This is a genomic window from Streptomyces sp. NPDC053750, assembly GCF_044544295.1.
GTDB lineage: Bacteria > Actinomycetota > Actinomycetes > Streptomycetales > Streptomycetaceae > Streptomyces.
On record NZ_JBITXB010000004.1, the window covers coordinates 567,617 to 577,132 of the forward strand.

11 protein-coding genes are annotated in these 9,516 nt (G+C 75.4%); 5 read left to right on the plus strand and 6 right to left on the minus strand.

The annotated features are described in order from the left end of the window. Positions 1–62 precede the first annotated feature (62 nt). From ACIGO6_RS15345 to ACIGO6_RS15370, 6 genes are all read right to left on the minus strand, one after another. Entirely contained in the window at positions 63–359 is a 297-nt protein-coding gene (locus ACIGO6_RS15345) for a type II toxin-antitoxin system VapB family antitoxin (RefSeq protein ID WP_003999914.1), read from the minus strand. 140 nt (positions 360–499) lie between these two features. Further along, the gene (locus ACIGO6_RS15350; protein WP_399875717.1) at positions 500–637 is read right to left on the minus strand and encodes a hypothetical protein; all 138 of its coding nucleotides are present in this window, start codon (positions 635–637) and stop codon (positions 500–502) included. Between the two features lie 121 nt (positions 638–758). After that, positions 759–1,139: a hypothetical protein gene (locus ACIGO6_RS15355; protein ID WP_399875718.1), complete on the minus strand. Its 381-nt coding sequence runs from the start codon at positions 1,137–1,139 to the stop codon at positions 759–761. Positions 1,140–1,251: 112 nt separating this feature from the next. Then, positions 1,252–1,920, minus strand: a complete 669-nt coding sequence (locus tag ACIGO6_RS15360; RefSeq protein WP_399875720.1) for an HdeD family acid-resistance protein — start codon at positions 1,918–1,920, stop codon at positions 1,252–1,254. 238 nt (positions 1,921–2,158) lie between these two features. Next, a complete protein-coding gene (locus tag ACIGO6_RS15365) occupies positions 2,159–2,752 on the minus strand; it encodes an HhH-GPD-type base excision DNA repair protein (protein ID WP_399875722.1) in 594 nt (197 codons plus the stop codon). Between the two features lie 24 nt (positions 2,753–2,776). Next, a complete protein-coding gene (locus ACIGO6_RS15370) occupies positions 2,777–3,502 on the minus strand; it encodes a siderophore-interacting protein (protein ID WP_399875723.1) in 726 nt (241 codons plus the stop codon). 82 nt (positions 3,503–3,584) lie between these two features. On the opposite strand from ACIGO6_RS15370, the gene ACIGO6_RS15375 reads away from it, so the two are divergent. From ACIGO6_RS15375 to ACIGO6_RS15395, 5 genes are all read left to right on the plus strand, one after another. Then, positions 3,585–5,696, plus strand: coding sequence for a penicillin acylase family protein (locus ACIGO6_RS15375; RefSeq protein ID WP_399875725.1), 2,112 nt, complete (start codon positions 3,585–3,587; stop codon positions 5,694–5,696). Then, positions 5,689–6,297 carry a GNAT family N-acetyltransferase gene (locus tag ACIGO6_RS15380; RefSeq protein ID WP_399875727.1) on the plus strand — a complete coding sequence of 203 codons (609 nt, stop codon included), beginning with the start codon at positions 5,689–5,691 and terminating at the stop codon, positions 6,295–6,297. Before ACIGO6_RS15375 ends, ACIGO6_RS15380 begins: the two co-directional genes overlap by 8 nt. A gap of 5 nt (positions 6,298–6,302) precedes the next feature. Further along, positions 6,303–6,782 carry a cupin domain-containing protein gene (locus ACIGO6_RS15385; RefSeq protein ID WP_399875876.1) on the plus strand — a complete coding sequence of 160 codons (480 nt, stop codon included), beginning with the start codon at positions 6,303–6,305 and terminating at the stop codon, positions 6,780–6,782. Next, positions 6,779–7,543 carry an SDR family NAD(P)-dependent oxidoreductase gene (locus ACIGO6_RS15390; RefSeq protein ID WP_399875729.1) on the plus strand — a complete coding sequence of 255 codons (765 nt, stop codon included), beginning with the start codon at positions 6,779–6,781 and terminating at the stop codon, positions 7,541–7,543. The genes ACIGO6_RS15385 and ACIGO6_RS15390 overlap by 4 nt, the downstream gene beginning before the upstream one ends. A gap of 162 nt (positions 7,544–7,705) precedes the next feature. Continuing rightward, a complete protein-coding gene (locus ACIGO6_RS15395; RefSeq protein ID WP_399875731.1) occupies positions 7,706–9,508 on the plus strand; it encodes a copper resistance protein CopC in 1,803 nt (600 codons plus the stop codon). Positions 9,509–9,516: the final 8 nt, after the last annotated feature.

The window sequence follows — 9,516 nt, forward strand, 5'->3', positions numbered from 1 at the left end:
GACGTTCCGCGGCTGGGCGCAATCCCACCCGAAGGGAGCAATCGGGGCCGTCACTGGCCCCGTCAGTCGAGTTCGAGGACCCGGGCGTGCAGCACCTGGCGCTGCTGCAGCGCCGCGCGCACCGCGCGGTGCAGGCCGTCCTCGAGATACAGGTCGCCCTGCCACTTCACGACGTGCGCGAAGAGGTCGCCGTAGAACGTGGAGTCCTCCGCGAGGAGCGTCTCCAGGTCGAGCTGACCCTTGGTCGTCACGAGCTGATCGAGGCGGACCGGGCGCGGCGCGACATCCGCCCACTGCCGGGTGCTCTCCCGGCCGTGGTCGGGATACGGCCGGCCGTTTCCGATGCGCTTGAAGATCACACGGAAAGCCTACCGGCCCGGACGTCGCGGGCGCAGCCATGGCGCCGGAGTGCGGCGTCGGGAAGATGCCGCAAACGGGTGCAAAACGGTCGTCGGTACGGCGGAGGCGGTGGGGACCGGCCCCGCCGTACGGCCTTCCGTCAGTCACGCCTCCCGTCCGGGGCGGGCATCCGGGGTTCGCTCGGGGCCTGCGGCCTGCCGGTGTCGGGCTTGGGGGTGCGGCGGGCGGCCTCGGCGCGCAGGAGGGCGCGCAGGACGGCGTAGGGGTCGTGGGACATGGCTGTTTCCTCGTTCCTGTTCCGTGTTCCGTGATCCGGGATTCCGGATTTCCGGTTCCTGTGGGGCCGCGCGTTGCGCGGTGGGCAGGCGGACCGGCGGGGACGGCCGGTCCGGGTCCCGTCAGCAGCGAAGGACCATGGAACGCGGACAGCGCGAGGGCGGCGGGGGCTCCGTCGGAGCGGAGGGTGCGAGGGTTCGGCCGTCGTGGGCGTGGCGGACGATTGCCGGGGACGGCACCGGCCGGGCCGCGAGGGTGCGCCGGGCGTCGCGGGCCGGTGCGGGGGCGACGGTGTCGAGGTGGTCCTGTTCACCTGCCGTGCCGCCCGCGCCACCGGCTCCCGCGCCGCCGTTCGTCACCGCCGTGGCGGGCGGGGCCTGGGCGGCCGCGTGGGTGCAGGGCACGAGCAGGGCGAGCAGGAGGACCAGGGCCCGCAGCCACGCGCCGCGGCGTCCCGCGCGTGCGGCGCGGAGGACGGGGGCGGCGGGCGGTGCGGGGCTCATGTCGGTTCGTGCCCCCGCCATGTGGTGCCCCCGCCGGGCGTACGCCGCCCGTCGCGCCGGGACGGGACGGTTCGCTCGGCGTGGGGGCGGGCCGGGTGGGGCCGGGCGCCGTTCACAGGGTGTGGGGGACTTGCCGGGCACGTCCGCGCAGGCGCACGGAGGTGACGATCTCGACCACGCCGACGACGACCAGCCACCAGCCGCCGACCAGCATCAGGACGGTGGCCGACTCGACCGGGGAGACGATCAGGACGATGCCGGCGACGACGGTGACGGCGCCGAGGAGGATGTGCCAGCCGCGGGCGGGCATCGCAGGGTCGTGGACGGCGGCGACGATCTCCGTGATGCCGCGGAACATCCAGCCGATGCCGATCCACAGGGCGAGCAGCAGCACCGACTGCAACGGGCCGCGGAAGCAGAAGAGGCCCAGCAGGATCGACACGGCGCCGCTGATGAAGGCGAGGACGCGCAGCGAGGTCGTCCGGTGGGTGCCGAAGGCGGCGGCGAGTTGGAGGACGCCGCTGACGACGAGGTAGAGGCCGAAGAGCACGCCGGCGGCTCGGAGGGAGGCGCCCGGCCAGACCAGGACGAGTACGCCCAGGATCAGGGAGGCTATGCCGGTGAGCAGTACGGTCTGCCATGCGGCACGGGACAGGAGGTGCAGGGGGCCCTCGAAGGGCGGTTCCGGCTCGTGCCGGTGCGCCTGCGTCCCGTACCGGGCGTGCACCCCGCGGTCGTCGTACGGCTGCCCTGCGGGGGAGCCGCTAGGTGGCTCGGTCATGCTCCATGCTGGGAGCGGGGCCGCCGACTGCGCCACCTGGGGTGGTCCACGGGGCTGACGGGGGGCGCGGGTGCGGGCGTTACGCGGTTCTCGGCGTCGGTGCGGGCCGGGGGTGGGTGACGCGGCCCGGCGCTGCGGGGTGGCTCCCCCACTCTCGGCTCCGCTCGAGCGGGGGGGGGACCCCCACCGCCCACCCGTGCCGCTCAGCAGCACGACTGCCCGCAGCGGTGCTGACGGTCTACTTGCCGGAGGCCTTCGCTGCCTTTGCTGCTGCCTTCATTTCCTGTTTGTGGGCGCGGACCTTGGTCAGGGACTCCGGGCCGGTGATGTCGGCGACGGAGCGGAAGGAGCGGGGTTCGCCGTAGGCGCCGGCGGCCTCGCGCCAGCCCTCCGGCTGGACGCCGAGTTGCTTGCCGAGCAGGGCGAGGAAGATCTGGGCCTTCTGCTTGCCGAAGCCCGGCAGTTCCTGCAGCCGCTTCAGCAGCTCCTTGCCGGTGCCGACGCCCCGCCAGACGGCCTCGGCGTCACCGTCGTAGGTCTCGACGAGGTACCGGCACAGCTGCTGGACGCGGCCGGCCATCGAGCCGGGGTAGCGGTGCACGGCCGGCTTCTCGGAGAGCAGGGCCGCGAACGCCTCGGGGTCGTAGGCCGCGATGTCGTGGGCGTCCAGGTCCTCCGCGCCCATGCGCCGGGCGATGGTCGACGGGCCCTTGAACGCCCACTCCATGGGAACTTGCTGGTCCAGCAGCATGCCGACCAGCGCGGCGAGCGGACTGCGGCCGAGGAGCTCGTCGGCCTCGGGGTCCTGGGCGAGGTGAAGTGTGACGTCCATGCCCCGATGATCGCGCGTGCGGGCTCACGTCGCGCGCCAGTACCCCAGCGCGTTCACCCGCTGCTTGGGCACCCCCAGCTCCTTACGGGCGTACGAGGCCAGCGCCCGGGTCGTCGCCGTGTCGCAGGCGATCCAGACGTACGGCTCGGGCGTCGAGCGCAGCAGCTCCGGCAGGGCCGCCTTCACCTGCGCGACCAGGTGGGCGCCGGCGTCGCGGCGCGGCACCGTACGGAGCTCGTGGCGGTCGGGGTCGGTGCGGAACGGCAGGCCGTCGTCCGCGCCGACCTCGAACCAGATCGTCGCGGGGACCGGACCCATCGCGTCGAGAAGGGAGTTGAGGGCGGGCAGGGACGCCGGGTCCGCGACCGCGAAGACGCGGGAGGGGGCCGGCTCCGGGGCCTGGAAGCCGGTGCCCTGGACCGTCGCCTCGATGGTGTCGCCCGGCTTCGCCGCCCGGGCCCAGTCGCTCGCGCAGCCCTCGTGCAGGGCGAACTCCATGCCGAACGTGCCGGTGGCCGGGTCCGGGTCGACCAGCGTGTACCCCCGCTGGTGCGGCTTGCCGGCGTTGTCGAACCACAGCCGCACCCACATCGTGGGGTGGACGCCGGTCACCGCCAGCATGCCGCCGTCGGTCAGGCGCAGCCGCCGGAAGTGCGGGGTGACGTCCTCGGCGGCCGTCACGGTGAACTCGAAGTCCTTCGCGCGCATCAGCTTGAGGACCGCGCCCTCCCAACCCCGCCCCTGCCCCATCGTTTCTTCACCCTTCACGTACTATTCGGCCACGGCATATGACTTAGGTGAGCCTAACCTAAAGGAAAGTAGAGGCACAGGGGTGAGCGCGGAGACATACCGGGACGCCTGGGGGATCCCTCATCTGCGCGCGGACGGCGTGACCGAACTCGCCCGCGCCCAGGGCCGGGTGACCGCCCGTGACCGCGCCTGGCAGCTGGAGGTCGAGCGCCACCGCGCGCAGGGCACCTCCGCGTCCTTCCTCGGCCCCGAGGCCCTGCCCTGGGACCGCCTCGCCCGCCGGGCCCGGCTCGCGGACACCGCCCGCCGCTGCTTCACCGCCCTGGAGGAGAAGGACCCGGAGACGGCCGCCTGGGTGCGGGCGTACGTCGACGGCGTCAACGAAGGGCTGGCCGAGGGGCGGGGAGACGACGACCCCGCCCCCGAGTTCGCGCGCACCGGCCTCACCCCCGGCCGCTGGGAACCCTGGACCCCGCTCGGCGTCTGGCTCGGCACGCACATCCTCTTCGCCGGCTTCCCCGCCAAGCTCTGGCGCGAGCACATCACCGCGCACCTCGGCCCGGGCGCCGCCGCCCTCTTCGCCGCCGACGGACCCGGCACCGCCGGCAGCAACGGCTGGCTGGTGGGCGGCGAGCGGACCGTGACCGGGCACGCCGTCATCGCGGGCGACCCCCACCGCTTCATCGAGGACCCCGGCGTCTACCAGCAGATCCACCTGTCCTGCCCGGAGTTCGACGTGGTCGGCCTCGCCGTGCCCGGCGTCCCGGGCATCGCCCACTTCGGCCACACCGGCACGGTCGCCTGGGCCATCACCAACGCCATGGCCGACTACCAGGACCTCTACCGCGAGCGACTGCGCCGCACCGGCGCCGGGGTGGAGGCGCTCGGCCCCGACGGCGTCTGGCACCGCGCCGCACGGCACACCGAGACCATCGACGTCGCGGGCGAGGAGAGCGTCGAGGTCGAGGTCATCGAGACCGACCGGGGCCCGGTGGTCGCCGGCGGGCCCGAGGGCCTGGACGACGGCACCCCGGCCGCGCTCAGCCTGCGCTACCCGCCCCGCGTCACCGCCGACCTCGGCTTCGGCGCCCTGCTGCCGCTGCTGCGGGCCCGCCGGGTCGCCGACGTCGACCGCGCATTGGACGCGTGGGCCGAGCCGGTCAACGTGGTGCAGGCCGCGGACACCGAGGGCGGGCTGCTGCACCGGGTCGCGGGGCGCGTGCCGGTGCGGGCCGCCGCCAACGGACTGCGTCCGGTGCCGGCCTGGGAGCCCGGCCACGAGTGGACCGGCTGGCACACCCCGCCCCGCGCCGGCCTCACCGACGGCGTCGCCGTGATGGCCAACCAGCGCGGCCCGGCCACCCCGCTCGGCGTCGAGTTCGCCCCGCCGCACCGCGCCGACCGCATCGCCGCCCTGCTCGCCGGAAGGGAGCGCTGGTCGGCCGCCGACATGCCCGCCATCCACATGGACACCCACCTCGGCTCGGCCGGGCCCCTGCTCGACCACCTGGCCCGCCTCGACGCCCTGAGCCCCGAGGCCGGCGCCCTCCGCGACCGCCTCCTCGCCTGGGACCGGCGGATGGACGCCGGCAGCACCGACGCGGCGGCGTACGCGGCGGTGCGCGGGGCGGTCGTACGGCGGCTGGCGGCGCACCCGGCGTTCGCGGCGGCGGCCGTCCCGCCCGCGTACCCGGAGGTCTTCCTGCCCTGGCTCGCGCTCGTCCCGCGCCTCGGCCTCGCCCTCGAACACCTGCTGCGCGCCGAGGACCTGTACGGCATCGACCGCGCCGGTGCCGTCCGCGCGGCGCTGGAGGAGGTGGCCGCGGCGCCCCCCACCGGCACCTGGGGCGACACCCACCGCCTCGCCCCCTGGCGGGCACTGCCGGACACCTCCCAGCGATCCCGGGAGTTGCAGGAGGCGGAACCCGGCCTGTCCGGCGACCACGACTGCGTGCTGTGCACCTCCGCCGTGCCCGGCCTCACCGACCGCGCCGCCCGCGGCCCCGCCGCCCGCTACGTCTGGGACCTGGCCGACCGTCGGAACAGCCGCTGGGTGGTGCCCCACGGCGCCTGCGGCGTCCCCGGCACGCCGCACCACCGCGACCAGCAACCCCTGTGGCTCGACGGGGAACTCGCCCCGGTGGTCACCGACTTCGCCCGGCTCACGAAGGAAAGCGACGCAACCGATGTCTGACCCGTACGCCTCCCGCACCCCCGTCCACGAGCAGGAACTCGACGGCTTCGGCACCGTCCGCGTCCTCCCCCTCGACGCCGCCGCGGACGCCGAGGTGATCCACGGCTGGGTGAGCGAGGAACGGGCCGCGTTCTGGGGCATGGACGGCCTGACCCGGAAGCAGGTCGCCGACGTCTACGCCCACATGGACACGCTCGACACCCACCACGCCTTCCTGGTGGTCAAGGACGGCGAGCCGGTCGCGCTGTTCCAGACCTACGACCCCGAGGCCGACCGGGTGAGCGAGTGCTACGCCGTCGAGCCCGGCGACATCGGCGTCCACCTGCTGCTGGCCCCCGCCGCGCCGGACGGCGCGCGGCCCGGCTGGACCGCCGCGCTGGCGGGTGCCCTCGTGGCGTACGTCCTGCTGGGCCTGGACCGGACGCGGATCGTGGTCGATCCGGACGTGGCCAACGAGAAGGCGATCGCCCGCTTCCTCAAGCAGGGCTTCACCGCGGGGCCGGCGGTCGTGCTCCCGGAGGTCGACCTGCCGGACGTGTACCTGCCGGAGAAGAAGGCGCAACTGGCCTTCCTCCGCCGGGAGGTAGCCTTCCCCGGGTGACTTCGGTGACCCCAGAGGACCTCGTCGCGCACTACGGGCTGGAGCCCATCCCGCGAGAAGGCGGCCTGTTCCGGCGTACCTGGGCGGGTCCGCAGCGCCCCGACGGGCGCCCCGAGGGCTCGGCCATCGTCGCCCTGCTCACCGCCCGCCCGGGTGACTTCTCCGCGCTGCACCGCCTGCCCGCCGACGAGGTCTGGCACTTCTACCTCGGCGATCCGCTGGAGCTGCTGCTCCTCGCCCCCGACGGCAGCGCGCGCACGGCCGTGCTGGGGCCGGACGTCCTGGGCGGACAGCACGTGCAGTTCACCGTCCCGGCCGGAACCTGGATGGGCGGCCGGGTCACGGCGGGCGGCGCGTGGTCGCTCTTCGGGTGCACGATGGCGCCCGGATTCACCTACGGGGACTACGAGCACGGCGACGCGACCGACCTCACGGCGCGCTACCCGGACGAGGCCGCGCGCATCGTGGAACTGTGCCGCCCATGAACCTGCTCGACGGTCAGGTGGCGCTGGTGACGGGCGCGGGCGGCGGCATCGGCCGGGGGATCGCGCTGCGGTTCGCCGAGGAGGGCGCGGCGGTCGCGGTGCACTGCCGTACGGCGGTGGAGGCGGCGCGGGACGTCGCCGCGCGGGTCCGGGAGCGCGGCGGACGGGCCACGGTCCTGCGGGCCGACCTCACCGACGAGCACGCCTGTCGGCGCCTGGTCGAGGAGGCCGCCGACTGGGGCGGGGGACGGCTGACGGCGCTGGTCAACAACGCGGGCGTGCAGCCGCTGCGGGAGCTGCCCGGCATGACGGCCGACGAGTGGCGGGCGGTGCTGGACACCAACCTCACCGGCGTCTTCGCGTGCACCCAGGCCGCGGCCCGGGTCATGCGGGCCCAGGAGGGCGGCGGCACGGTCACCCACATCGCCTCCATCGAGGCGGGCGCCCCCGCCCCCGCCCACGCGCACTACAGCGCCTCCAAGGCGGCGGTCGTGATGCACGCCCGTGCGGCGGCGCTGGAGTACGGGCCGTGGGGCGTGCGGGTGAACACCGTCTCGCCCGGCCTCGTCGACCGGGAAGGGCTCGCCGAGGCGTGGCCGGACGGCGTACGGCGGTGGCGGCGGGCGGCGCCCACGGGACGGCTGGGGCGACCGGAGGACGTGGGCGACGCGTGCGTGTTTTTGGCGTCGCGGCTGGCGTCCTGGGTCACCGGCCACGACCTCGTGGTGGACGGCGGGGTGACGGCACGTCCGTCGTGGTGAGGGTCCGCCGGGCGCGCGGGTGAGCGCGGCGGCGGCCCCGTCCGTACGTATCCCCGAGGCAGTGGGTCCCGACGACGGAGATGCGACGTGTGGTGTGGTGGCGGTGCGGGCGTTGGAGGTCGGCTCGGTGGTTCCCGGGGGCGCCGGGGAGTCCGGGGGCTGGTGCTGCTCGGTGCCGTATTGGTCCTGCTCCTCCTCGGCGGCGCGGGGCCGGCGTCCGCCCATGCCGCCCTGCGCTCCACCGACCCCGGGGACAAGGCCGTCCTCCAGCGGGCTCCCGGCCACGTCACCCTGACCTTCACCGAGTCCGTCGGCCTGCGCGACGACTCCTTCCGCGTCCTCGACCCCGGCGGCCACCGCGTGCCCACGGGAGAGGCCGGGCGGGCCGACGGACGGTCCGACACGGCCCGCGTCGCGCTGCCGGACGAGCTCGCCGAGGGCACGTACACCGTGGCCTGGCGGGTGGTGTCGGCCGACAGCCACCCGGTCTCCGGCGCCTTCACCTTCTCCGTCGGCAAGGCCTCCGCGACGGCCGCGCCCGTGGACACCGGCCCCACCGAGGACCCGCTGACCGCCGGCCTCCACCAGACCGCCCGCTACCTCGCGTATCTCGCCGCCGCCCTGCTCATCGGCACGGCCGCCTTCGTCGCCCTGTGCCGCCCGCCGGACCCCGCCCCGCTGCGCCGGCCGCTGGTGACGGGCTGGTGGACCCTGCTGGCGGCCACCGTCGCGCTGCTGGTGCTGCGCGCCCCGTACGAGGCGGGGACGGGGCCGTCGACGGCCCTGGACTTCGACGCCCTCGGCGGCACCCTCACGACCCGGCCGGGTGCGCTGCTGCTGGTCAGGCTGGGGCTGCTGGTGCCGGTGGCGCTCTTCCTGGTGTACATGTCCCGCGCGGACCGTCACCGGGAGCGGACGCCGCTCGCGGGGGCGACGGGGGCCGCCCTGGCCGTCGGTCTCGCCCTGACCTGGGCCGGTGCCGAGCACGCCTCCGCCGGGATCCAGGTGCCCCTCGCGATGACCTCGTCCGTGCTGCACCTGCTCGCCACGGCGGTCTGGCTCGGCGGGCTCGTGGCCCTGCTCGCCACCCTGCGCCGCTGCCCGGACGCCGGCACGGTCGCCCGCTTCTCCCGGGTCGCGCTCGCCTCCGTGACCGTCCTGGTCGCCACCGGCGTCTACCAGTCCTGGCGCGGCCTCGGATCCTGGTCGGCGCTCACGGAGACGTCGTACGGCCGGCTGCTGCTCGCCAAGCTGACCGGGGTGGCGGTGCTGCTGGCGGCGGCCGCGGTGTCGCGTCGGTGGACGTCGGCCCTGGCGAGGGGCGAGGCGGCTGCGGCGGTCGCGGTGGTCGAGGAGACGGTCGTACGGGAGCGGGTGCCGGAGACGGTGGGCGGGCCGTCGGCGCGAGTGTCGGAGCCGTCCGCGTCGGGGCCGTCGGGGCCCTCGGGGTCGTCGGGGCCGCCGCCCGGCGTCGGGGCGGACCGTCGTCGGGGTCTGTACCGGTCCGTGCTGGTCGAAGCCGTCGTCGCGGCCGTCGTGCTGGTGGTCACGACCGTGCTCACCGGCACGCCGCCCGGCCGGGCGGCGGACGAGGCGGCCCGGGCCGTGCCGGCGGGCGGGGTGCTGCCCGCGTCCGTCACCACGATCCCGTTCGACCTCGGCACCTCCGGCCGGGGCACGGTCCAGATCACCCTGGACCCCGGCCGCACCGGCGACAACGCGGTGCAGGCCGTGGTCTTCGGCCCCGACGGCAGCCTGGCCGCCGTGCCCGAACTGCGCCTCTCCTTCACTCTCCCCGACCGCGACGTCGGCCCCATCGACGCGGACCTGGTCGACCGGGGCGGCTACTGGAGCGCCAACACCCTCACCCTCCCGCTCCCCGGCACCTGGACGATGAAGGCGACGGTCCGGGTGTCGGAGATCGACCAGGTGAGCGAGACGCGGCGGATACGGGTCGAGAGGTGAGGGGACGG